Origin of the sequence: Amycolatopsis benzoatilytica AK 16/65, assembly GCF_000383915.1 — a bacterium.
Taxonomy (GTDB): domain Bacteria; phylum Actinomycetota; class Actinomycetes; order Mycobacteriales; family Pseudonocardiaceae; genus Amycolatopsis; species Amycolatopsis benzoatilytica.
This window is the reverse complement of record NZ_KB912942.1, coordinates 6,671,866-6,694,961: the sequence shown is the minus strand read 5'-3', so window position 1 is coordinate 6,694,961 and position 23,096 is coordinate 6,671,866. Positions and strand designations below refer to the sequence as shown.

At 69.9% G+C, this 23,096-nt stretch carries 23 protein-coding genes; 11 read left to right on the top strand and 12 right to left on the bottom strand.

The window, feature by feature from the left end; all coding sequences use genetic code 11:
- Window positions 1-2: 2 nt before the first annotated feature.
- On the bottom strand, window positions 3-1,598 hold the full coding sequence (locus AMYBE_RS0131085) for an ABC transporter permease (RefSeq protein WP_020663296.1): 1,596 nt from the start codon (window positions 1,596-1,598) through the stop codon (window positions 3-5).
- Window positions 1,595-2,503: an ABC transporter ATP-binding protein gene (locus AMYBE_RS0131080; RefSeq protein ID WP_020663295.1), complete on the bottom strand. Its 909-nt coding sequence runs from the start codon at window positions 2,501-2,503 to the stop codon at window positions 1,595-1,597. The genes AMYBE_RS0131085 and AMYBE_RS0131080 overlap by 4 nt, the downstream gene beginning before the upstream one ends.
- 94 nt (window positions 2,504-2,597) lie before the next feature.
- Between AMYBE_RS0131080 and AMYBE_RS0131075 the strand changes: the two genes are divergently transcribed.
- Window positions 2,598-3,083: a GbsR/MarR family transcriptional regulator gene (locus AMYBE_RS0131075; RefSeq protein WP_020663294.1), complete on the top strand. Its 486-nt coding sequence runs from the start codon at window positions 2,598-2,600 to the stop codon at window positions 3,081-3,083.
- Here the strand turns inward: AMYBE_RS0131075 and AMYBE_RS0131070 are convergent.
- Window positions 3,080-3,637: a TetR/AcrR family transcriptional regulator gene (locus tag AMYBE_RS0131070; protein WP_020663293.1), complete on the bottom strand. Its 558-nt coding sequence runs from the start codon at window positions 3,635-3,637 to the stop codon at window positions 3,080-3,082. The genes AMYBE_RS0131075 and AMYBE_RS0131070 overlap by 4 nt on opposite strands.
- Window positions 3,638-3,732: 95 nt before the next feature.
- Between AMYBE_RS0131070 and AMYBE_RS0131065 the strand changes: the two genes are divergently transcribed.
- The 6 genes from AMYBE_RS0131065 (at window position 3,733) to AMYBE_RS0131040 (ending at window position 10,325) form a co-directional block, all read left to right on the top strand.
- A complete protein-coding gene (locus AMYBE_RS0131065; RefSeq protein ID WP_020663292.1) occupies window positions 3,733-4,368 on the top strand; it encodes an NAD(P)-dependent oxidoreductase in 636 nt (211 codons plus the stop codon).
- A gap of 235 nt (window positions 4,369-4,603) precedes the next feature.
- Window positions 4,604-5,347 carry an SGNH/GDSL hydrolase family protein gene (locus tag AMYBE_RS0131060; RefSeq protein WP_020663291.1) on the top strand — a complete coding sequence of 248 codons (744 nt, stop codon included), beginning with the start codon at window positions 4,604-4,606 and terminating at the stop codon, window positions 5,345-5,347.
- 101 nt (window positions 5,348-5,448) lie between these two features.
- Window positions 5,449-5,592 (top strand): hypothetical protein, encoded by a 144-nt coding sequence (locus AMYBE_RS45195; protein ID WP_020663290.1) that lies wholly within the window; start codon window positions 5,449-5,451, stop codon window positions 5,590-5,592.
- A gap of 1,003 nt (window positions 5,593-6,595) precedes the next feature.
- Window positions 6,596-7,201: an RNA polymerase sigma factor gene (locus AMYBE_RS0131050; RefSeq protein WP_020663289.1), complete on the top strand. Its 606-nt coding sequence runs from the start codon at window positions 6,596-6,598 to the stop codon at window positions 7,199-7,201.
- On the top strand, window positions 7,198-7,683 hold the full coding sequence (locus AMYBE_RS0131045; protein ID WP_020663288.1) for a hypothetical protein: 486 nt from the start codon (window positions 7,198-7,200) through the stop codon (window positions 7,681-7,683). The genes AMYBE_RS0131050 and AMYBE_RS0131045 overlap by 4 nt, the downstream gene beginning before the upstream one ends.
- A gap of 155 nt (window positions 7,684-7,838) precedes the next feature.
- Window positions 7,839-10,325 (top strand): CHAT domain-containing protein, encoded by a 2,487-nt coding sequence (locus tag AMYBE_RS0131040; protein WP_245573430.1) that lies wholly within the window; start codon window positions 7,839-7,841, stop codon window positions 10,323-10,325.
- A 234-nt stretch (window positions 10,326-10,559) separates the two neighbouring features.
- Here the strand turns inward: AMYBE_RS0131040 and AMYBE_RS0131035 are convergent, their stop codons facing one another.
- Window positions 10,560-11,318 carry a polysaccharide deacetylase family protein gene (locus AMYBE_RS0131035; protein WP_020663286.1) on the bottom strand — a complete coding sequence of 253 codons (759 nt, stop codon included), beginning with the start codon at window positions 11,316-11,318 and terminating at the stop codon, window positions 10,560-10,562.
- Window positions 11,319-11,404: 86 nt separating this feature from the next.
- Window positions 11,405-11,851, bottom strand: a complete 447-nt coding sequence (locus AMYBE_RS0131030) for an SRPBCC family protein (protein WP_020663285.1) — start codon at window positions 11,849-11,851, stop codon at window positions 11,405-11,407.
- A 74-nt stretch (window positions 11,852-11,925) separates the two neighbouring features.
- Between AMYBE_RS0131030 and AMYBE_RS0131025 the strand changes: the two genes are divergently transcribed.
- Window positions 11,926-13,890 carry an FUSC family protein gene (locus AMYBE_RS0131025; RefSeq protein ID WP_020663284.1) on the top strand — a complete coding sequence of 655 codons (1,965 nt, stop codon included), beginning with the start codon at window positions 11,926-11,928 and terminating at the stop codon, window positions 13,888-13,890.
- Between the two features lie 163 nt (window positions 13,891-14,053).
- Here AMYBE_RS0131025 and AMYBE_RS0131020 read toward each other — a convergent pair whose 3' ends face one another.
- From AMYBE_RS0131020 to AMYBE_RS0131005, 4 genes are all read right to left on the bottom strand, one after another.
- On the bottom strand, window positions 14,054-14,266 hold the full coding sequence (locus AMYBE_RS0131020) for an antitoxin (RefSeq protein ID WP_020663283.1): 213 nt from the start codon (window positions 14,264-14,266) through the stop codon (window positions 14,054-14,056).
- A 66-nt stretch (window positions 14,267-14,332) separates the two neighbouring features.
- Window positions 14,333-15,301 carry a prephenate dehydrogenase gene (locus tag AMYBE_RS0131015; RefSeq protein WP_084470211.1) on the bottom strand — a complete coding sequence of 323 codons (969 nt, stop codon included), beginning with the start codon at window positions 15,299-15,301 and terminating at the stop codon, window positions 14,333-14,335.
- A 29-nt stretch (window positions 15,302-15,330) separates the two neighbouring features.
- On the bottom strand, window positions 15,331-17,337 hold the full coding sequence (locus AMYBE_RS0131010) for an NADPH-dependent 2,4-dienoyl-CoA reductase (RefSeq protein ID WP_020663281.1): 2,007 nt from the start codon (window positions 17,335-17,337) through the stop codon (window positions 15,331-15,333).
- The gene (locus AMYBE_RS0131005) at window positions 17,334-17,882 is read right to left on the bottom strand and encodes a PadR family transcriptional regulator (protein WP_020663280.1); all 549 of its coding nucleotides are present in this window, start codon (window positions 17,880-17,882) and stop codon (window positions 17,334-17,336) included. Before AMYBE_RS0131005 ends, AMYBE_RS0131010 begins: the two co-directional genes overlap by 4 nt.
- A 111-nt stretch (window positions 17,883-17,993) precedes the next feature.
- Between AMYBE_RS0131005 and AMYBE_RS0131000 the strand changes: the two genes are divergently transcribed.
- Complete coding sequence (locus AMYBE_RS0131000; protein WP_020663279.1) at window positions 17,994-18,923, top strand: patatin-like phospholipase family protein; 930 nt, start codon at window positions 17,994-17,996, stop codon at window positions 18,921-18,923.
- On the opposite strand, the gene AMYBE_RS0130995 is transcribed toward AMYBE_RS0131000, so the two are convergent.
- From AMYBE_RS0130995 to AMYBE_RS0130985, 3 genes are all read right to left on the bottom strand, one after another.
- Window positions 18,887-19,114 carry a hypothetical protein gene (locus AMYBE_RS0130995; RefSeq protein WP_020663278.1) on the bottom strand — a complete coding sequence of 76 codons (228 nt, stop codon included), beginning with the start codon at window positions 19,112-19,114 and terminating at the stop codon, window positions 18,887-18,889. The genes AMYBE_RS0131000 and AMYBE_RS0130995 overlap by 37 nt on opposite strands.
- An 89-nt stretch (window positions 19,115-19,203) precedes the next feature.
- Window positions 19,204-20,046, bottom strand: coding sequence for an SAM-dependent methyltransferase (locus AMYBE_RS0130990; RefSeq protein WP_020663277.1), 843 nt, complete (start codon window positions 20,044-20,046; stop codon window positions 19,204-19,206).
- Between the two features lie 47 nt (window positions 20,047-20,093).
- A complete protein-coding gene (locus AMYBE_RS0130985) occupies window positions 20,094-20,567 on the bottom strand; it encodes a MarR family winged helix-turn-helix transcriptional regulator (RefSeq protein ID WP_020663276.1) in 474 nt (157 codons plus the stop codon).
- Window positions 20,568-20,731: 164 nt separating this feature from the next.
- Between AMYBE_RS0130985 and AMYBE_RS0130980 the strand changes: the two genes are divergently transcribed.
- Window positions 20,732-21,682, top strand: coding sequence for an alpha/beta hydrolase (locus tag AMYBE_RS0130980; protein WP_020663275.1), 951 nt, complete (start codon window positions 20,732-20,734; stop codon window positions 21,680-21,682).
- A 155-nt stretch (window positions 21,683-21,837) separates the two neighbouring features.
- A complete protein-coding gene (locus tag AMYBE_RS0130975) occupies window positions 21,838-23,055 on the top strand; it encodes an alpha/beta hydrolase (protein ID WP_020663274.1) in 1,218 nt (405 codons plus the stop codon).
- Window positions 23,056-23,096 lie beyond the last annotated feature (41 nt).

The following is a 23,096-nucleotide window of genomic DNA, read 5'->3' as shown; positions in this document are numbered from 1 at the left end:
CGTCAGCCGACGTCGCGCCGCCGCCACCCGGCTAGCGCGGCCCCGAGTACCACCGCGGACACCGCGAGCAACGCCACCAGCGGCACCGCGGTAAGCGCCTGTCCGGGCACCTTCGGCGGGTGCTGGAACGGCGAAACGTCCAGCACCAGCTGCGGCGCGTTGACGACCGGGCCGAACATGCTGATCAGCAACGCCAGTGCGGCCACACCCCACGCGGCGGTCGCGCTCTTCGGCAGTGCCCCGAAGAGCAACGTGGCCACCGCGATGATCACCCAGGCGGCGGGCACCTGCACTGCTACCGCCTCGAACGTGTTCCCCACCGAGTCCGCGACATCGCCGCCGCGCAACCCGTTCGTCAGGCCGAGAAGCACGCCGCCGACGAGCACGAGCAGCGCGCTGCCGAGGAAGGCGAACACCAGGTGGCTGCCGGCCCAGCGGAGCCGGCCGACCCGCGTGGCCAGCAGCGGTTCGAGGCGGATCGCGGTTTCCTCAGCGCGCATCCGGAGCGTCGCCTGCACGCCGTAAAGCGAAGCCAGCATGGCGAACAGGCTCACCATCGTCGCGAGGAACGCGTCGACCATGCCGTGCGCGCCGCCGAGCCGTTCGAAGATCTCCTTGGCTTGCGGAGTGTCGCCGACCAGGCCGGAGATGCCCTGCGCGATCGTTCCGAACAGCGCGCCGCCGATCGCCAGCCCGGCCAGCCAGCCGAACAACGGACCCCGTTGCAGGCGCCAGGCCAGCGAGATCGGCGACTGCAACGACGGTGCGGCTTCGGCCCGGCCGAGTCGGGGCGGGATCAGGCCCACCCCGACGTCCCGACGCGGCAGCAGCGTGAAGGCGACGGCGAGCAGCACGAGCGTGGTCGCGGCCGGCAATGCCAGCACCCACCAGCGTTCCCCGGCGAACGGCCGGATCTGCTGCGCCCAGCCGAGCGGGGAGAGCCACGACAGCCAGTGCGCGTCGGCGGTCGAATCTCCCGCGCCGCGCAACAAGAACGCGACCCCCAGCACGGCGGTGCCGATCCCGTTGGCAGTGCGCGAATACTCGCCGAGCTGGACGGCCACGGCGGCGACACCGGTGAACACCAGACCAGCGAGCGCGATGCTCGCGCCGAGCGCCGCCGCGCCCCCGGCGGGAACCTTCGAGCCAAGCGTGACCGCTTGCAGCAGGCCGATCAGGACGCTCGCGCCGCCGGTGACAGCGATCGCTGCGGTGAGCGGCGCGTACCGGCCGACCACCGTGGACGCCAGCAGTTCCGCGCGCCCGGAGTCCTCCTCGGCGCGCGTGTGCCGGGTGAGCGTGAAGACCGCCATCAGCCCGGTCAGCAGGGCCAGGAAGCCGCCCATGCGCCAGGCGATGAACCCGCCGGCCGTGCCGAGGTTGAACGCCGGGCCGTAGAGCAGCGCGAACGACGGGTTCGCGGCGGCGGACGCGACGAGCCCGGCGCGGCTCGCGGCGGTCGGATAGAACTGGTCGTAACTGCTCACCGTGGCCGCCGGGACGATGCTGAGCAGCACGATCCAGATCGGCAGGATCACCCGGTCCCGGCGCAGCGCCAACCGGATCAGCTGCCGGGTGCCGACCAGCGCGCCGGTCATTTCTGTGCCTCGCTGGGCTTCAGCTCGTCCGCGTAGTGGCGCAGGAACAGCTCTTCCAGCGTGGGCGGACGGCTCTCCAGGCTGCGCACGCCGATCTGGGTCAGCTGGCGCAGCGCGTCGTCGAGCGAGCGCGTCTCCACGTCGAAACGGACGCGGTTGCCCTCTACCTTGAGGTCGTGCACGTCGGCGAGCTTGGCCAGCCCGTTCGGCGGTCCGGCCAGCTCGGCGGCGATGGAGGTGCGGGTGAGGTGGCGCAGCTGCGCGAGCGTGCCGGTCTCGACGGTGCGGCCGCTTCGGATGATGCTCACCTTGTCGCACAAGGCTTCCACCTCGGCGAGGATGTGGCTGGACAGCAGCACGGTGCGGCCCTGCGCGCGTTCCTCCTGGATGACCTCCTGGAAGGTGGCCTCCATCAGCGGGTCGAGGCCGGAGGTCGGCTCGTCGAGCAGCAGCAGGTCCACAGTGGACGCGAGGGCGGCGACGATGGCGACCTTCTGCCGGTTGCCCTTGGAGTAGGTGCGGCCTTTCTTGCGCGGGTCGAGGTCGAACCGCTCGACGAGTTCCTTGCGGCGCTTCTGGTCGAGGCCGCCGCGCAGCCGGCCGAGCAGGTCGATGACTTCGCCGCCGGAGAGATTGGGCCAGAGATTGACGTCGCCGGGGACGTAGGCGAGCCGCTGGTGCAGGCTCGCCGCGTCCCGCCACGGGTCGCCGTCGAGCAGCCGGACCTCGCCGGCGTCGGCGTGCAGCAGCCCGAGCAGCACCCGGATGGTGGTGGACTTCCCGGCGCCGTTCGGGCCGAGGAATCCGTGTACTTCCCCCGCGGGAACCTGAAGATCGAGGCCGTCGAGGGCCTGCACCCGGCCGAATGCCTTGTGCAGGCCGGAGATCGAGATGGCGTTTCCCATGACTTGAAAGCTACACTTATTTCACGAAGTTGTGAAGTTAAGAAAATGTCTGGACCGAGTGATCCTCCCGGATGCGGTGGGAGAGGATGGACAGATGACGACGCCTGAGACGGAACGTGACGAGGACGCCGTCCGCCGATACGTCGAGAGCCTGGGTCTCGTGATGGCCCAGATCGGCATGCAGCGCATGTCCGCCCGAGTCTTCGCGGCACTGATGACGACGGATTCCGGGCAGCTGACCGCTGCCGAGCTGGCGGAGCAGTTGTCGGTGAGCCCGGCCGCGATCTCCGGCGCGGTGCGGTATCTGGACCAGGTCGGCCTGGTCACGAAGGTCCGCGAACCTGGTGAGCGCCGCGACCACTACCGGCTCTACGACGACCTCTGGTACGCGACCTTCCTCAAGCGCGACCGCTTCCTGATCATGTGGCGCGACGCGGCCTCGGAAGGCATCGAGGCGCTCGGCCAGGACACGCCGGCTGGGAAACGGCTGGCGGAGATGCGGGACTTCCTGGCGTTCATGCTGGTCGAGGTCGACAAGATGTACGACCGCTGGCATGAGATGCGTAAAGCGCGCAGCTAACCGGCGATCGCCGCGGCGAGCCGGATAGCGAGGTCTGGTTCCGGCGGCCGCTCCTCGAAGGACGCGAGGAACGCTTCCTGGAAACACGCGCCGAGCAGCAGCCGGGCGGTCGCGTCCACGTCGGTGTCGCGCGGCAGCCTGCCCAGCCTGACCTCGGCGGCGAAGTAGCCGGCCACGAGCCCGATCGCCGTGCCGGGGCCGTTTTCGAGGCTCTCCCGGTGAGTGCGCAGCAGGTCGCGCGAGGAGAAGATCGAGACGGAGATCGGAAAACTCGCGCAGTAGAAGGCCAGTGCGGTCGCCGCCAGTTCAGCGAGATTGTCCTGGACGCCGGCCTTCCCGGGTTCCTCGGCCAGCCTGGCCGCGGTGGCGGCGAGGTCTGGCAGCTCTTCCTTGAGCACGGCGAGGAACAGTGCGGTCTTGTCTTTGAAGTGTTTGTACAGCAAGGCTTCCGAGTAGCCGGACGCCTGCGCGATCGCCTTGGTCGTGGCGTGCGCGTACCCCTGCTCCCGCATCACCGCCGCGGCGGCGGCGACGATCTCCTCGCGACTTCCCATGTACTTGCTCCCTGAGGACTTCTCAGCGGGGTGAGTGTTCACTTACCCTACCTGGTGAGTAAACACTCACCCCTGTTGGCCGTGGAGGTTTCCCGATGAAGATCACCGTCCTGGGTGCGACCGGCCGAACCGGCGGACTCGCCGTGCGGGAAGCTCTGGCCCGCGGCTGGCATGTCACCGCGGTAGTCCGTGCCGCCTCGCGGCTGGCCGTTCCCGCGCACTCTCGGCTGGACGTCGCCGAGCGCCCTTCGCTGACCGGGGCAGCCCTGACCGATGCGGTGACCGGCCGAGACGCCGTGGTGCTCGCGCTGGGCCCAGGCGACCGCAATCCGACGACCGTCAACGCGGACGGCGCGCGAGCCGTGGTGTCGGCATTGCGCGGTTCGTCGACGCGGTTCGTGGTGGTGAGCGCCTCTGGTCTGCCCGCGCCCGGAGACAGCCTGCCAGCGCGGTTCGTGCTGAAGCCGCTGCTGGGAGCGGTGCTGCGCAACGCGTATGCCGACCTGCGGGAGATGGAAGCGGTGCTGCACGCGGAACCGGACGTGCGATGGACGATCGTCCGCCCGACGAGGCTGACGAACGGCCCAGCCCGGGGCCGCGTACGCAGCCGGGTAGGGGCAGATGTGCGAGGCAGCTTCCAGATCTCACGGGCGGAGGTGGCCCGGTTCTTGCTGGACGCGATCGGCGAGGACGAGTTGGCGGGGAAGACGGTGTCTATCGCGCAGGGGTGAGACACGGGCGGTGCGGGTGGCTGTGCACAACTGCCGGCAATCGCCGATCTCTTCCCTGGTCATCGCTCTGCGAACCACCGCGCTACCGCGCTGAATCCCCGTTCCCGCGCAGTTCAACACGCGTTCCCCGAGTTCGCGGCAAAGTATCCCCAGAGTTGTCCACAACTTGCTCGCCCTGTGGACAACTCCCGTCGCCCGCCCCGGTTTGTCGGTGCCTGTCGCTACTGTCGCGGGCATGGCAGTTCTTCGGCTGTTCCTCCTCTTCCTGCTCACGCCAGTGCTCGCGGTGCAGGCGGTTCGAGTGCGCCGGGCGACTCCGCGGCTCCCCGGGGCCGCCGGGCCGACCGCGGGCGCGCTCGGCACCGGACCTCCGTTCCGGCTCGCCGTCATCGGCGAGTCGACGGTGGACGGTGTCGGAGCGCCCACCCACGCCGAAGCGCTCACCGGCCAACTCGCGTCCGCGATCGCCGCGTCCGGACGCGCGGTGCGATGGCAAGCGCTGGGCAGCACGGGAGCTTCGGCCCGAGTGGTGCTCGACGAGCTGGTCCCGCGCATCCAGCCAGCCGATGCGGTGGTCGTCGTCCTCGGTGTGAACGACACCCTGGAGCTGCGCTCCGCCGCACGCTACCGGCGGGATCTGCTGAAGATCGTCATCGAAGTCCGCCGGCGGATCGGCGATGTCCCGATCGTGCTCGCCGGAGTACCGCCGCTCGGCAGCTTCCCGTCGTTGCCGCGTCCGCTCCGGGATGTGCTGGGCGCCTGGTCGGCCGCACTCGATCGGGCAGCGCGCTCGCTCGTACGGCTCCCTGGCGTGCGCTACGTCCCGCTGGCGTCCGGCCTGCTCAAGCCGGACATGTTCGCCAGCGACCGATTCCACCCCGGTCCGACCGGCTACCGCGCGTGGGCCGCCGCGCTCGCGAAAGAGTTACCCGCCGTCACAGCGGGATGGCATCCGGGGGAGTTGCGGCGGCCTTCCTGATCGTCCGATCCGAAAAAGTCGGAAAACTTCGGCGCTCCGTGTATCTGGAAGCATCCTGGGTGCGTCCTATGGGGCGAACCGAGGTCACAGGGAGGGCTCAGATGCCTGCGGATCAGAACGATGAACGCACGCCGACCACCACGACGCAGCCGGTCGCCAAGCCCCCGGTGCCGCGTCCGGAAGGCGGGACGATCAGCCCGAACAGCAACCACGAGCCGTTGGACGAACGCGGCAACGTGAAATAGCCAGACGGACGGCATCCGGGAGCCGAGGGGGCTGCCGGACGTCGTCGGCCGGGCGGATTCGGGGAGGAATTCCGTCCGGCGGGACCCCGGTGGGGAGCGGGGTCCCGATGGGGGAGGACGTATCGGCCGGTGCGGGCGCACCGCTCGCGCCGGCCGGTACGCGGCCTTCTCCGGCCAGCGCAACGGATCGGCCGCTGTCCACGGCCGAGCCGGCGCGCCGCGAAACCCGACCTGGCGAAGCAATAAGCCGGCGGGGTGGTTCCGGGGAGGGAACCGCCGCGCTGACCGGGCTCGGCCGGTTGCGTGACGAACCGGTGCGGCGGCGCCGCTCCGGGAAGGCCGGGAACCGGTTCGCGGGTCCGTCAGCCGAGTGGATTCAGGGAGGGGAATCCACTCGGCCCGACGGGCACGCGAACCCTCCAGTCCGGGCGCGCGGCCGGCCCGGGCGGGCCGATCCTGGGGAGGGATCTGTCCGGCCGGGACGGTGCGCGGACCGAGGCAGGGTCGGGCCGCGGCGAGGCGAGGCGAGCCCCGGCAGGACCGGGCCGTGGCGACGCGGGTCCGCGGCAGGGCAGGGTCGGGCCGTCGGATGCGAGGGGTATTGGGGGCCGGTCGCGTTCGGCGAGAGTCGCCCCGGGTGCCCCGGGTCCTGGCCGGGGCAGCTAGCCACTGCCTGCGGAAACGCGGCCCGCGCCGAGCGCCGAAAAATTTCTTCAAAAAAGTCAGAGATCGAGGTATCTGAGTACTGCTTGGCCGCTCCTCTCTCATGAGACCGTCAGGCAACCGACCGAATCCACCAGCTCAGGCACCACCCACGGGCCCCCTCGGGCCCGCGGGCATCAGTCGCATCAACGACCCCACCCGAAGAGCAGTGACGACCACAGCGATCCACCATCGTTCCGGGGACCGGCCAGCGAACGGGCCGGCCGCGACCGGGTCCGCGCCGACACGGCGCTGGGCTCTGCTGCCCAGGTCAACGCGGCTCCGGAGGGAGGCAGCTACGGTGACCGACGTGCATACCACCGAGGTAGACCCGCCCTGGGAGGGCTTGACCGGCGCCGATCTGCACGCCGCCTGCATGGAGGCGGCTCGGGGCGGTGATCGGCGCGCCATGGCGAAACTCGTGGAAGAGCTCACCCCGCTCGTGTGGCATGTCGCGCGCGCGAACGGTCTGGACCGGCAACTGGCCGAGGACGTGGTCCAGACGGTCTGGCTCGCACTGTTCAGCCAACTGGCGAAGCTGCGCGACCCGCGTGCGCTCGCCGCGTGGCTGATCACCACCACCCGCCGCGAGGCGACGCGTCCTTACGGGCGGCGCTTGCAGCCGGTGCCGCTCAGCGACGAGGTCGCTGCGACGCTCGAGAGCGATCATCCGGCTCCTGAGGAGGAAGCCGTTCGCGCCGATCGCGACCGCCGGGTCTGGCGCGCCTTCCTCCGGTTGCCGGATCGCTGCCAGGAGCTGTTGCGGCTGACGGTTCTCGCGGGACGCGCGGAGTACCGAGCGGTCGCCGAGGCCATGCAGATGCCGCGCGGCAGCGTCGGTCCCACCCGGGGCCGCTGCCTCGACTCGATGCGCGATCTGCTTGCAGGAGAAGGGGGTGACCGGTGAGCGACAACGTCGGTCGGCCGGGACACGGCAACGCGATTCCGGACGACGAAACCATTTTGGCCGATATCGGCCGGTTCCTCGACGAGCTCGACCCGCCGCCGGACGATCTGGTGCAGCGGGTCCAGTTCGCGCTCGAACTCGAGAACCTCGACGTCGAGGTCGCGCGCTGGGAACGGCTCGACGAACTGGCCGGCGTGCGCAGCACGGCGACCGGGACGATCACGTTCACGGTCAGCGACCTCACCGTGATGATCAACCTGACCAAGATCGGGAAGGTGCACCGGATCGACGGCTGGCTCGCGCCCGCTGGCGAGTACGAGGTGGAGGTCCGAGTCGCCGACGCGGGCACGTTCGCGACCGAGACCGACGAGGGCGGCCGCTTCGTGCTCGAGCGCGTTCCGTGCGGGACCACGCAGATCCTCGTGCACCTCGGTGCGGGCGCGCACCGCCGCACCGTCGTCACGCCGACCGTCGTGCTCTGAGAAACCCGGACGGGCGTTATGGACAGTGGCGGAGGTGTGCTCCCATAGACTCCGTGTCCGCGCCCGTCCAAGATCGTTTGCTGGCGTCGGCGTCCGATCTCTATACGCGGGGCCGGGCTGCCGCGTCCGACCAGCGGCCCGGCGAGGCGATGCGGATGTTCCGCACGGCGCTCGCCCGGCTGGAACGCGCCGAAGAGCCGACGTCGGAGCATCGAGAACTGCAGGTTCGGCTCCTGGTGAGCCTTGGCGCCGCCGAAGCCGAGGTGACCAGCACCGACGCCGGCCTCGCGCACTTGGAGACCGCGCAGCGGCTCCGCGACCAGCTGCCGGACAGCAAGGCGGTCCGGGAGCTGGGGCTGCTCGTCACCGGCCAGCGCGCGGTGGTGCTGATGCGCGGCGGCCGGTTCGCTGAATCGCTCGCCGTGTACGAGGCCGTGGTGCCCGGGATCGAGGCCGAGTTCGACGACGCCCGGCGGACCCTCGTCCTGATGCTGAGCAACCAGGCGATCGTCCGGATGTCGCTGAACAAGCCGGATGCCGCCCAGGCCGACCTCGAACGCGCGCTCGCGCTGGCGCAGGAGAACGGCCACACCCGGCTCGAAGGCAAGATCCGGCAGAACCTCGGGCACAACGCCCAGCTCATCGGCGACGTCCCGCTGGCGCTGTCCAGCTACGAGCAGGCCGCGCGGATCCTCGTCACCGAATCGCCGGGCTCGATCCCGCTGATCCGGCTCGATCAGGCCCGCGCGCTGTTGTCAGCCGGACTGGCCGACGAGGCGGCGCGGCACCTGGACGAAGCGCTGCCGGAACTGCGCGCGAACGGAGCCGTCCAATACGTCGCCGAAGCGGAGGTCGCCCGGGCCGCGGCGGCGTTGCTGGAAGGCGACTTCGCGTTGGCGCGCAAGAGCGCGTCGGCAGCGCGGCGCCGGTTCCTTCGCCGGGGCAACCGAACCTGGGCCGAGATCGCCGGCCTGGCGAGGCTGCGAGCGGAAGCGCAGCAGGTGCTGTCGGACCGCACCGGACGGTCGACGGCACGGCTGCCTGCGGAACTTGTCGCGGTCGCGGAACGGCTGGCTGCGCTCGGTCTGCGCGACGAGGCCGCGGTAGGCAGGCTGTTGGCGGTGCGGCTGTTGATCCGCCGCAAGGAAATCGCCGAGGCGGCGCTCGCGCTCAAGAAGGTGCCGAGCCCCAGCGCCACGACCCCGGTCGACCACCGGATGCTGCTGCGGCTGTGCCGCGCGGAACTGGCGGTGGCCGAGGAGCGGCCGCGTTCGGCACTCGCGCAGGCACGCGCCGGGCTGCGCGAACTCGGCACGATCCGCGACCGGATGGGCGGCCTGGATCTGTTGTGCGGCACCGCGGTGCACGGCGAGGAGCTGGGCAAACTGGCGATGCGCCTGGTGCTGCGGCGCGCGCGGCGCAACGCGACGGGCGCCCGCCGCATGTTCGCGTGGCTGGAACGCACCCGGGCGCAGGCGTACCGGTACGAGCCGCTGCCGGTGATCGAGGATCCGGTGCTGGCCAAGCACATCAACGAGATGCGGAACGTCCAGCGCAGCATCCAGCGCGCCCGGCTGGAGGGCGACTCGGTGAAGGCGCTGGAACAGCGTTACGCGGTGCTGCAAGGGGAGGCGAGCCGGCTCGGCTGGTACACCAGCAAATGGGGCCGTCCGCGGCCGGTCGCCACGCCGGACGAGGTGGTGGCCGCGCTCGACGACCGGGTGCTGGTCAGCTTGGTGCCGCACAACAGCCAGCTGTACTCGCTGGTGGTCGATCGGGGCACGTTCCGGCTGCTGAAACTGGGCCCGCTGGACGACATTGTGGAGACCGCGACCCAGCTGCACGCTGACCTCGACGCGCTCGCACCGGACCATCTGCCGCCGCTGATGGCCGAGACGGTGTCCGGTTCGGCGCGCCGACGGGCGGAGAAGCTGGACGCGCTGATTTCCGCGTCTCTGGTCAAGACGCTCGACGACCGGGAACTGGTGATCGTCCCGATCGGGCAGTTGTACGCGATGCCATGGGGCGCGTTGCCGTCGCTGCGCGGGCATCCGGTGACGATCGCGCCGTCGGCGACCGCGTGGATCACCGCTAAACGCCCCGCCGAGGAGGGCCCGGTCCTGCTGGCCGGCGGCCCCGGCGTGCCCGGGGCGGTCGGCGAGGTGAGCAAGCTGCGCTCGGTGTACCCGGACGCGAAGCTGATCGACGGCGACGCCGCTACCAGCGCGACGGTCCTGACGGCGTTGGACGGGACCCGCCTGGCACACGTGGTCGCACACGGCGCGCACGAGCCGGCGAACGCGCTGTTCTCCCGGATCGAACTCGTGGACGGGCCGCTGTTCGCCCACGAGACGACCCGGCTCGCGAATCCGCCGGAACGGGTGGTGCTGGCCGCGTGCGAGCTGGCGATGAGCCACATCCGGCCGGGCGAGGAAGCGCTGGGATTCGCCGGAACGCTGCTGGCGAGCGGCTCGCGAACGGTGATCGGCGCGGTCGCGCGAGTAGGCGACCGCGCGGCGGCGGACACGATGGCCGACCTGCATCGGCGACTGGCGGTGGGCACTTCGCCGGCGTTGGCACTGGCGGAAGCGGTGGCGGTCGACCCGATGCGACGGCCGTTCGTTTGCCTTGGCGGCGGGTGAGTCGCTCAGGCGTTGAGCCCGAGGGGTAGCCGAGTCGAGGGGTCGCCGAGCCGAGTCGCGGGGTGGCCGAGCCGAGGGGCCGAGTCGCGGGGTTGTCGAGCCGCGGGGTTGTCGAGCCGAGCCGCCGAGCCGAGCTGCGGGATAGCTGCGTCGCGTGCGGCGGATTATGCGTGGGTTTGGTGCGCGCAGGTGAGGTCGAAGCCGGCTTCCGTCGCCGGGGTGCTCATCCGAGCCTCAAGCCACGAAGTCCGCCAACGGAACCGGCGTCAGGCCGTCCTGCTTGGCCCGCGCCACGAAGGCTTCGTAGTCCTCCTTGAACGTCTTCCGGAAGTGCATCAGCACGATGTCCCCCGGCCGCAGCTTGTCGCCGACCTGGAACTGGACCACCCCGTCGTTCACCGAGGCCGTCCACAGGATCGACGCGCGCATTCCGCACATCGCGGCGGCCTTCAGGGTGTTCTGGTCGTAGTTGCCGAACGGCGGGCGGAACAGCGTCGGGCGAACGCCCAGCGACTTCTGGAAGTCGTCGGCGTCGTCGCAGATTTCCTTCTTCTGGAAGTCCAGCGGCTTGCCCTTGAGGTTCGGGTGGTTGACCGTGTGATCGCCCAGCACCGCGCCGGTCGAGTCCAGGATGGACTTGAAGTACGCCTCGTGGCCCTTGACGTATCGCTGGTTCAGAAACAGCACCGGGTGCCCGCCGGACTGCTGGATCAGGTTCAGCGCCGACGGGTCTTTCACCGCGCCGTCGTCCATGGTGATGAAGACGTACGGCTTGTCCGTCTGGATCTTGCGGATGACCGGGACCTTGCCGTCCTGGATCGGCGGGGCCTTCATCTGCACGGTGCCGAACGGGTACGGGCCGGGCGGGGTCGTCGGCTTCGAAGCGCCCGGTGCCTGGTTCGCCTGTTCCGGGGGTTGACTCGCCTCGGTGCTCGAACATGCCGACAGCACAAGCAAGCCGGCCATCGCCGCCGCGAGCCATTGCTTCCTCATGCCGCGTTGTCCTTTCCCTCGGGTCACCCGAGGGGATGACGTCTGTACTCCCGGTTGAGTTGGCCGTTGTGGTCCAGCGCACCCGCTCAGTGCGCGGTACCGCCCGCTTTGGCCAGCCGACTGGCTAAAAATCCGATCACGCTCCGCAGTGCGAACTTCGCCAGCTCCCCCGTTCCGGGAATGCGCGGCTCGAACGATCCGGTCCAGCGGAGGTCGGTTCCGCCGGCGGCGTTCGGGGTGAAGGTCACCTCCGCACGATAGTCGCGGACCGGGCCGGAACCGTCGAAGGTGTACACGTGCCGCCGGTCCGATTCGTATTCCACGGTCCGTTCGCGGAGCAGAACCGGCCACAATCCGACTTCCCGGACAGCGCCGACCCGTCCGTCGTCGCCGCGGCGTGCCCACCGGGACTGCCAGATGAGCGGTTTTGCCCAGTCCGCCCAGAGAGATCCGTCGCTTTCCAGACGGAACAACACCGGCGGCGGGGCAGTGCTCACCCGGTTGACCTCGAACGAGTACCTGCGACCTGGCATCGGAGACTCCTTGTGCGCGTTGTTGACAGGTTGACAATAGATCCCGGGTGGCGTCGGTAAGTCAAGATAGGGCGGTGAGCCGCTCCGACTTCGCCGCGCCGCACTGGCTGGTGCAACTTCTGCGTTCCAAACCGGTTCCCGTTCCGTGGAACATGGTCGCCCGCGCGGTGATCGCGCTGGCTACGCCACTGGCCGTCGCGTACGCCGCGGGCGACATCGCGGTCGGCGCGCTGATCTCCACGGGAGCACTGCCGACCGTGCTGTCCGAGGCGGCCGGGGCGTACCGGTATCGCGCGCGCCGGCTCGGCGGCGCGACGTTCGCCGCCGCGGTCGGGTATCTCCTCGGATTGCTGACCGGTGGGATGCCTGCCTGGTCGATCCCGGCAGTAGTGGTCGTGGCCGCGGTTTCCGCGCTGATCAGCGCGGCGGGCAGCAACGCGTCGGTGGCTGGGCTGCAGATGTTCGTGTTCTGCGTGCTCGGGACCGCGCAGCACGCGACCGGCGTGCACACCGAACTCCTTTTCGGCTACTTCTGCGCGGGCGCGGGCTGGGGCCTGCTGGTCGCGCTCGGCACCTGGACGGTCCGCGCGACCAGCCCGGAACGGACCGCGGTCGCGCAGGTCTACATCGAACTCGCCGCGATGCTGTCGGCGGAGGACGAACCGACGTCGCGGGTCGCCCGCCACCAGCTCACGACCGCGATGAGCACGGCATACGACCGGCTGCTGATCGCCCGTTCCTGGCTCTCCGGACGCGACGCCGCGTACCGGAAGCTGCTGAACCGGCTGTCCGCGACGACCCCGGCGGTCGAGGCGTCGGTCGCGACGGTCAACGCCGGGCAGCGCGCCCCGGACGAGGTGATCGACTACCTGACCCGGGTCGCGGCCTCGGTGCTGGCCGCGCACCCGCTGCCGCCCGCACCGAAACTCGACGAGGACGAAGACGTCGACGCGGTGGTTGCCGCGCTCTATGCCGGTCTGGCGCGGATCGGGAAACTCGACGACCGCGAACGCCGCAAGCCGGTCTCGCCTTACCGCCGCGTGCGCGAATGGGCGAGTTCGCTCGCGTCCGGCCCTCTGACCTGGCTGGCCGCACTACGGCTCACGGTGTGCGTCGCGGTGGCCGAAGTGGTCGCGCTGATGGTGCCGTTCGAACGGTCGTACTGGATCACCCTCACCGTCGGCGTGGTGCTCAAGCCGGACTTCGGGTCGGTCTTCGGCCGCGCCGTACTGCGCGGGGTCGGCACGGTGCTCGGCGTCGGGATCGGCGCGGTGGTGCTCGCGTTCGGCGCGCACGGTTGGGTGCTGGTGATGCTGATCGCCGTGTTCGCCGGCGGTGCCGCGGTGGGAAAGGTCCGCAACTACGGGATGCTCGGCACCTTCGTGACGCCGCTGATCATCCTGCAGATGGACCTCGCCAACACCGGCAGCTGGAACGTCGTGCTGGCACGGCTGATCGACACCGTGATCGGCTGCGCGATCGTGCTGGTGGTCGGCTACCTGCTCTGGCCGGGATCGCGGCGGCCGAGGGTCGGCGGCCGGCTCGCGGACAGTTTCGACACGGTCGCCAAATACGTGAAGGCGGCGATGCTGCTCACCTCGACCGGCGAAGCGCGGCTCGCCCGCTCGCGGGCCCGCCGCGGGGCATACCGTGCGCTCGCGGACCTGCGTACCGCGTTTCAGCAGGTGATTGTCGAGCCGTCGCCAGCGGGCCGGCAGGCGGTGGCGTGGTGGCCGGTGATCGCCGGGCTGGAGCGCGTGACGGACGCGGTGACCGAGGTCGGTGTGACGATCGGGGCGGGCGCGCCCGCCCCGGCGCCCGCGGACATCGAGCTGATCACCGGCGCGCTGGCCGAATTGGCGGCGGCGGTGCGGGAGCAGCGGGACCCGGATTCGGTGCCGATGCCGGACAACCCGCAGCTCGCCGGGGTGGTGGACCAGCTCGGCTCGACGTTCGACGCGGTCCGCGGCCCGGACCTGGTGGAACGCTCGCCGCTGCGGCTGGTGCGCCGGTTCCTGCCGTATCACCGGCGCACCTGAGCCTGACCGGAGCGCCCCAATGCCACTTTGGGTGCGTGAGATGCACCGAATGCCACATTGGGTGCGCAGGATGCACCCAATGCCACATTGGGGCGCAACCGGGCCTGACGTGGAGGCGCAGGGTTACTGCTGTCCGCCGGGCTGGCCGGATCCGACGCAGGCGTTACTTCTGTTCGCCGCCCTCTTCTTCGGACTTGCCGAGGCTGCCCAGGAAGCCCTTGGCCTTCTCGACGCCGCCGTCGATCGCCGAGTCGTGGCCGCTGACCTTGGACTTCGCGAAGTCGGCCGCCTTCTCCAGTCCTTCGCCGATCTTCTCGCTGTTGTCGCGCAGCGCGTCGGTCGCCTTGTTCTTGAGCTCGTCGAAGTTGATGCCCATTGGGTGCCTCCCCGGGGTTAGGAAACGAGAGGCTTCAATCGTCACACACCCGGCGGTCCCGGCAAGTCAGGACACTTCGCCGAGAGCGACGTCACCGTCCAGTCCGGTGATCCGGCCGCCGCGTTCGCCGAGCGCCACCAGCCCGTCGCGCGCGTCGGCGGCGGTGAGGTCTATCCGGACGCCGGAGCGGGCCGCGTCCCGGGCCGCTTCGAGGGCGAGTGCGCCGTCGTGACCTGCGTTGATCGTCGCGGCGAGGCCGCCGGTGGACGCGAGCGAGCCGCGCGCGGCACCGAGCCGGCCGAGCGCGTCGTCGACGATCGGAAGCAGCGCTTCGCGGTTGCCTTCGGTCATGGCGCGCACCAGGTCCGGCGACGTGCTGGCCACGCGGGTGCCGTCGCGGAACGAGCCGGCGGCCAGCGACATCGCTAGCGGGCCGCCTTGTGCGCCGACCGACGCGAGAATCGCGGCGAGCAGGTGCGGCAGGTGCGAAATCCGCGCGACGGTCTCGTCGTGCGAGTCCGCGGGCAGCGGCACCGCGAGCGCGCCGATGTCCAGCACGAGCCGGGCGACCTCGGCCCACGCGGTGAGATCGGTGTCCTCTTCGACGCCGAGGACCCACGCCGCGCCGTTGAAGAGCCTCGCGTCACCGGCCAGCCAGCCGGAATGGGCGGTGCCCGCCATCGGATGTCCGCCGACGTACCGGGTGTAGGGCGCGCGACGGCGCACCGCTTCGAGCATCGGGCCCTTCACGCTGACCACGTCGGTGAGGATGCAGTGCGACGCGTGCTGGGCGATCAGCCGCAGCAGGTTTTCCACCGCGGGCAGCGGCACCGCCAGCACCACGATCGCGTCCGCCGACGCCGCGCGCAGCAGTGCCGCTTCGACGTCGGTGGTGACGTCGTAGCCGCTGCGGCTGGCCGCATCGGCGTCCACTTCGGACACTGTCGCGCCCCACGCGGTCCTGCCGCTCGCCGTGACTGCCCGCAGCAGGGAACCGCCGATGAGCCCGAGCCCGATCACGCATACGTCTCGCACGCTGACATCCTGCCAGTGCGCGCAACCCGCTACAGCATCGCGGCCAGTCGGGTGCCCTGGTCGATCGCTCGCTTGGCGTCCAGTTCGCGGGCCTCGTCGGCCCCGCCGACGAGGTGGACCGGGGTGTCGCCGAGCGCGTCGGCGAGGTCGCGCACCGGTTCCTGCCCGGCGCAGACCACCACTGTGTCGACCTCCAGCAGCCGTGGTTTGCCGTCGATCCGCACGTGCAGCCCGGCGTCGTCGATGCGTTCGTAGGAGACTCCGCTGATCCGTTCCACGCCCTTGGCGCGCAACGCCGCGCGGTGCACCCAGCCGGAGGTTTTGCCTAGCCCAGCACCGATCGGGGTCTTCTTGCGCTGTAGCAGGTAGACCTGGCGCGGCGAAGGTTCCGGCTTCGGCGCGGCCAGCCCGCCGGGCGCGAGCTCAGGGTCAGTGACGCCCCATTCGGTCATCCAGGCGGCGCGGTCCAACGCGGGCGACGAGGTGTGCGTGAGGAATTCGCTCACATCCACGCCGATCCCGCCGGCTCCGATCACCGCGACCCGGTCGCCGACCGGCTTGCCATGCCGCACGACGTCCACGTAGGACAGTACTTTCGGATGGTCGATCCCGGGCAGGTCGAGCACCCGCGGGGTGACGCCGGTGGCCAGCACCACCTCGTCGAACCCGGTGAGCTCGGCAGCAGTGACCCGGGTGCCGAGGCGCACTTTCACGCCGGTGACTTCGAGCCGGCGGGTGTAGTACCGGATGGTCTCGGCGAACTCCTCCTTGCCCGGAATCCGCTGTGCGATCCCGAACTGGCCGCCGATTTCGGCGTCGGCCTCGAACAGTTCGACGTCGTGGCCGCGTTCGCCGAGCGCGGTCGCGGTGGCCAGCCCGGCCGGTCCGGCACCGACGACGGCGACGCGCTTGGCCCGCCGGGTGGGCAGCAGGACCAGGGTCGTCTCGTGCCCGGCCCGCGGATTCACCATGCAGGACACCGGTTTCCGGCTGAACGCGTGGTCGAGGCAGGCTTGGTTGCAGGCGATGCAGGTGTTGATCTCGTCCGCTCGGCCGGTTTCCGCCTTGCGGATCCACTCCGGGTCGGCCAGCAGCGGGCGGGCCATCGAGACCAGGTCCGCGTCGCCGTCGGCGAGCGCCTGTTCGGCGACGTGCGGCAGGTTGATCCGGTTGGAGGTCACCACCGGCACCGAGACGTGCGGCTTGAGCTTCCGGGTGACCCAGGTGAACGCGGCGCGCGGCACCGAGGTCACGATCGTCGGGACGCGGGCCTCGTGCCAGCCGATGCCGGTGTTGATGATCGTCGCGCCGGCCGCCTCGACCTCCCGCGCCAGAGTCACGACGTCTTCCCAGCTCTGTCCGCCTTCGACCAGGTCGAGCATGGACAACCGGTAGATGATGATGAAGTCCGGGCCGACCTTTTCCCGGGTACGGCGGACGATCTCGACCGCGAACCGGCGGCGCTTCTCCGCGGTGCCGCCCCAGGCGTCGGTGCGGCGGTTGGTGCGCTCGGCGAGGAACTGGTTGATCAGATAACCCTCGGAACCCATGATCTCGACGCCGTCGTACCCGGCGTCGCGGGCGAGCGCGGCGCAATCGGCGAACGCGCGGATGGTCCGGTGCACGCCGTACGCGCTGAGCGCACGCGGGCGGAACGGGTTGATCGGCGCTTTGCGGCTGGACGCGGAGACGCTCAGCGGGTGGTAGGCGTAGCGGCCGGCGTGCAGGATCTGCAGCGCGATCTTGCCGCCTTCGGCGTGCACCGCGCTGGTGAGGACCTGATGGTCGCGCGCCTCGGCCGGAGTGGACAGCTTCGAGGCGAGCGGCAGCAGCCAGCCGGTGCGGTTCGGTGCGAACCCGCCGGTGACGATCAGGCCGACGCCGCCGCGGGCGCGTTCGGCGTAGTACTCGGCGAGCTGCGGGAAGCGGGACGTGCGGTCCTCCAGCCCGGTGTGCATCGAGCCCATCAGGACGCGGTTGCGCAGCGTCGTGAAGCCGAGATCGAGCGGGGACAGCAGGTTCGGATACTCGGTCATCGTTGCACCTTCTCGTCGGCCCGCAGCGCGGTCAGGATTTCTTCGAGCCATTCGACCTGGCCCTCTTCGACGCGGATTCCGCCGCGCAGCACCAGGTATTGGTGCAGCCCCCGGCCGCTGAGCCGGTCCGGAGCGGGGAAATCGCGCTTTTCGATCTGGCGGTAGAGGTCCAGCTGCTCCGCGTGCGCGTCGCGGTGCCGGGCGATCTCGTCGGCGACCGCGCCGGGATCGCCGAACGACGCGCCGCGCAGCTTCACGGCCAGCTCTTGCGCACCGGCCTGCGGAGCCGGTTCGGCGAGCCAGCGCCGCAGTTCGGCCCGGCCCGGCTCACTGACGGTGTAGATCTTCTTGTCCGGCCTGCCGTCCTGCGCGACCTGCTCCACCGCGACCTGGCCGGCTTCCTCCATCCGCTTGAGAACCCGGTAAATCTGCTGGTGGGAGGCGCTCCAGAACAGCCCGATGGACCTCTCGAACCGCCGCGCCAGCTCGTAGCCGGTGCCGGACCGTTCCGACAGCGAGACGAGGATCGCGTGCTCCAGTGCCATGCCGCACAGTGTCATATGCAACTAGGTGCAGTGCAACTGGGTGCAACGCAGGTCACCCGGAGGAGGGGCAAAACGGGTGGACGGATCGGCGAAACGGATCAAGATGGAGGGGTGGACCCGGTTCTGGAATTGCTCGCCGCGCGGATCGCCGAAGGCAGTGTGCCGGGGCAGCGGACCGACGGTCGCCGGCTCGCGCTCGCTGTCGAGGGCGGCAGCAGCCGGGGCACTTATTCGAGCGGGATGGCGCTCGCGCTGGACGAACTCGGCGCGGCGCTGGCGTTCGACGATGTCTATGGCTCGTCCGCGGGCGCGCTGAACGGTGCGTGGCTGCTCTGCGGGCGGTCCCGGACCGGGGTGCGGACCTGGTGGAACCCGGTGGTGATGCGGCGGATCATCAATCCGCTGCACGCGTTGCGCGGACGCGCGGTAGTCGATCTGGAGTACCTGGTGCACCAGGTGTACTCGCTGCTGGAGCCGATGGACTTTCCGGCGATCCTGGCCAGCCCGGTGGGGTTCCATCCGCTCGCCACCGACGCGGACACCGGCGAATCGACCGATCTGGCTCCGTTCATCGAGGACGTCGCCGGCATCAAGATCGCGCTCGCCGCTTCGTCGTGCATGCCGGTGCTGGCCGGTCCGCCGATCGCGATGGGCGGACGGCGGTTCGTGGACGCCGGGATTGCCGAGCCGTTGCCGTTTCGCACCGCGCTGGCGCACGGGGCGACCGACGTGCTCGTGCTGCGCACCCGGCGGGCGGACGAGCTGCCGGCTCCGCCGCCGCGCGTGCACGACGTGGTGGTGCCTCGGTTTCTGAGACGGCAGGCACCGGGGGCGATCGAAGCGTGGCGCACCCAGTACAGCCGGGATCTGGCGGATGAGCGGCAGCTGCGGGAAGACTCGCGGCTGACGTGCGTGCGGCCGCCCGCCGGAGCGCCGGATGTGTCGGTGCTGGAAAGGGATCCGGCGGTGTTGCGGCAGGCGGTCGAGTTGGGCCGGGACGCGGTCTACGCGGCGCTGGACGTGCTGCGCAAGGCTTCCTGACCGCGAGCGCGCGTCATCAGCCGTTGCGCGCCAAGGGAAACGGCGAGGTACCGCAGGATGGACGTGCTGCCGAGGCCGGGTGCCGGGTTGGCGGCGTCGATCGCGAAGTCCAGTCCAATGTGGATGATGAAGGCGATCAACCACAGTCCGGCGGTGCGGCCGATCACGATGTTGTCGATGGTGCTCGGCACGGTTCCCCTTCCGCAGAACGCTGACGCGTCCCACGGTGTCTGCCCCGGCCGCCCGCGCCTCTACCCGCGGGTGGAGGTCAGGTCGGAGCTTACGGTTTGCGGGCTACGCCGCCGATCACCCGGGACTCGGACGGTGCCTTCGCGAACACCGTCTCCGCGTCCGGGTGCCAGCTCGGCGCGTACACCAGACCTGGTTCCAGCAGCGGCCATCCGCCGAAGAAGGGTTCGAACTCCGCCTTGGTGCGGAGGATGCCCGGGTTCGTGGTCGACTCGTAGTACTTGATGAGGTCGACCAGCGCCTGGCGTTCGTTGTCGTCCACCGGGTTTTCGTTGGTCATCTGGGAAAGGATGAGCAGCGAGCCGGGCGCGAGCTGCTTGCGGTAGAACTCCAGGACGCCGTCCGGGTCCTGTTCGTCCTTGATGAAGTGCAGCACCGCGTTGACGATCAGCGCCATCGGCTCGCGCACGTCGATCACGTCGGAATCGGTGACCCGGTCCCACAATTCGGTCGGCTGCAGGAAATCCGCGGCGATCGCCTGGTGCCGGTCCCGGTCCGCGGTGTCGGCGAGCAGCACCTGCGAGTGCGCCAGCGCGACCGGCTCGTTGTCCAGGTACAGCACGCGCGTGTCGTGCTCCGGTCGTTCCGCGTCGGCGACCTCGTGCACGTTGCCCGCGGTGGGCAGGCCGGAGCCGATGTCGACGAACTGGCGGATGCCCCCGCGTACGCTCTGGCGCACCGCGCGGCCGAGGAATTGCCTGCTGGTACGGCAATAGTCGCCGAGCAGCGGCAGCCGCTCGCGCACCTTCTCGGCGAATACGCGGTCGATCGCGTAGTTCGTGGTGCCGCCGATGAAGTAGTCGTAGACGCGGGCCGCCGAGGGCCGGTCCAGGCTGGCTTCCACCGCGCGCAGTGCTTCGTCTCGTGTGCTCATCGCCGTCCTCACGCTCGCCTCGCGGCCCATGCTAGCCAGCGCGCGGATCAGCTTGGGCGGTAAGACTCCCGGTAGTTGTTGACGGAAGCGGTGAGCTCATCCATCGCGGCGCGCATCCGGCCGAGTTCGGCTTCGCTCAAGCCCATCGCGGCGCCGACGTGCGGCGGGATCCGCTCCGCCTGCGCGCGCAGCGCGGTGCCTTCCCCGGTGAGCCGGATCCGGACCGAGCGCTCGTCGTCCGCCTGGCGTTCGCGGGTGATCAGTCCGGCCTTCTCCAGCCGCTTGAGCAGCGGCGACAGCGTGCCGGAATCGAGGTTCAGGGCCGCTCCGAGTTCCTTGACCTGCTGCTCGTCCTGCTGCCAGAGAGACAGCATGACCAGGTATTGCGGGTAGGTGAGGTCGAGCGGTTCGAGCAGGACGCGGTAGAGCGCGGTGACCGCGCGGGAGGCCGAGTACAGCCCGAAGCACAGCTGGTCGTCGAGCAGCAGAGATCCAGTCTCCTCCGGGTGCTGGCTGGTCATCGGGGCCTCCTTCGGTTTTCCGGCTCGACCGACCATCTTCTCGCGACTGAGCGGAAAGGGCAACTCAAGTGCTCTATATCTCATTGGACACAATTTGATTGCGCGCAACTAGATGGTGAGCTAACTTCGTCGGCGTACCGAATCTTCGAGCCCCGGAGGAAGTCATGACCGCCAATCCGCAGCACCTCGCCCTCGAACCGGCCGCGCAGGCGTTCGCCGAGGCCACTGCCGAGCCGCCATACCTCTTCCAGCTGCCGCCGGCCGAAGGGCGCAAAGCAGTGGACGGGGTGCAGGACGGCGAGGTCGAGATGGCTCCCGCGGACATCGAGACGCTGACTGTCCCGGGTGGACCGGAGATCCGGATCGTGAAGCCGGCAGGAGTCGACGGACCGCTGCCGGTGCTCGTCTACGTGCACGGCGCCGGCTGGGTCTTCGGCGATTTCCACACCCACGAGCGGCTCGTCCGCGAACTCGCCGCCGGCGCGGGCGCGGCAGTCGTTTTCCCCGAGTACAGCCGTTCGCCGGAGGCGCGTTACCCGGTCGCCATCGAAGAGAACTACGCCGCCGCGAAGTGGGTCGTCGAGAACGGTGCGGAGAAGGGCCTCGACGTGACGCGCATCGCGATCGCGGGCGACTCTGTGGGCGGGAACATGACCGCGGCGCTGACGCTGATGGCGAAGGAGCGCGGTGACGTCAAGTTCCTCCAGCAGGTGCTGTTCTACCCGGTCACCGACGCGTCCTTCGACACCGAGTCCTACACCCGGTTCGCGGACGGCTACTTCCTCAGCCGCGAAGGAATGAAGTGGTTCTGGGACCAGTACACGACCGACGAGGCGCAGCGAGCCGAAATCACCGCTTCGCCGCTTCGGGCCACTGTGGACCAGCTTGCCGGGTTGCCGCCGGCTCTCGTGATCACTGGTGAGGCGGACGTCCTTCGCGACGAAGGCGAGGCGTACGCGGCGAAGCTGCGTCAGGCGGGCGTGCCGGTGACGGCGGTGCGGTACCAGGGAATCATCCACGACTTCGTGATGGTGAACGCGCTTCGCGAAACGCACGCCGCGGAGGCGGCGATCACCCAGGCGATCAGCGTGCTTCGGCGGGCGTTCGGCAACTAATGGGGAACTAACGGGCAAACTCGCTGCCGGACCGGCGTCAATGGGGCCTCTTTCGTGTGATTGGTGTCACTTGATCACAACGACAGGGGCCCCTCAAACGTATTGAGAACAGCGGGTCCCGCCTCCCGGGCACGCAGCCTGTCCTGGAGGTTTCTGTGCATTTGAGCGCTCTCCGGCTCGATTCCCCGATCGAGCTGGCGGTGATCGGCGTTCTCGCGCTGCTGGCGGTCATTGCAGTCCCGTGGTATTGGGACAAATGGCGCAAACGTAAGAATCTTGGCCGAACCGCCAATGTGGTCGTCGCACTCGGCCTCGTGATCGTCACGCTCGGCCTGACCGGCAACATGATCGGCGGTTTCTTCCCGACGGTCGGCGCGCTGCTCGGCACCGGGGAGTTCGCCGCCGAGGGCATCGACGCCGAGGGCGGCGACAACGGCGTGGACCTCAGCCGGGCAAGCGATCTCGGGGTGGCGCACGCGCGGGTCGGCAAGGGAACCGTCGCGCACGTGACGGTCACCGGACGGCGCACCGGGCTCAAGCGGGACGTCACGGTTTACCTGCCGCCCCAGTACTTCCAGCACGGCTACCGGACGATGCGGTTCCCGGTCATCGAGTGGATCCCGAACTACCCGTCCGGCCCCGAGGTGACGACCGCGCCGGTCGGCTACCACCTTCCCGAGCAGCTGGACGCGGCGATCGACAAGCACCTGCTGCCGCCGGTGGTCGTGCTGATCCCGGACCCGACCGGAACGCCGAAGATCGGGCACGACACGGAATGCGTCGACGAGGTCGACGGAACGCCGAACGACACGTATCTTTCCGCGGATCTGCGGGAATGGGGACTCCAGCGGCTGCACCTCAATCCGGACCGCCGGGCGTGGACGATCGCCGGCTGGTCCTCCGGCGGCTATTGCGCGCTGAATCTGGTGACCCGGCATCCGCAGTGGTACGGGCAGGCGGTGAGCGTGAGCGGCTACGAGCGCGCCCAGATCGACGGCGAGACGGAGAACTTGTTCAAGGGCCGCAAGGACATCGACGACGCGAACAACGTGCAGCTCAACCTCGCCCGGCACCCGGCTCCGCTGGAAATCTTGGCCATTTCCGGGGAAAAAGAAAAGAACGAGAGCACCGCGGTCGACCTGATGCGGGCGGCCGCCAAATCGCCGGTCGTGTTCTCGTCGTGGCGCATTCCAGACGCCGGGCACAACATGAACACGTTCAAATCGCAGCTGCCGGAAGTGCTGACCTGGATCGGCCAGCGGATTCCCGGGCCGTCGCCTGCCGGGCACCCGGTGGACGTCGCCGGCGGGGTGCTGCCGTGGCCGCTGCCGAGCGCGGGCGCGCGCGGCGGACTGACCGCGGTGGAGCAGTGAGCCCTACCGGATTCCCGGCCGGTGTTCGACCGCCTCGGTGA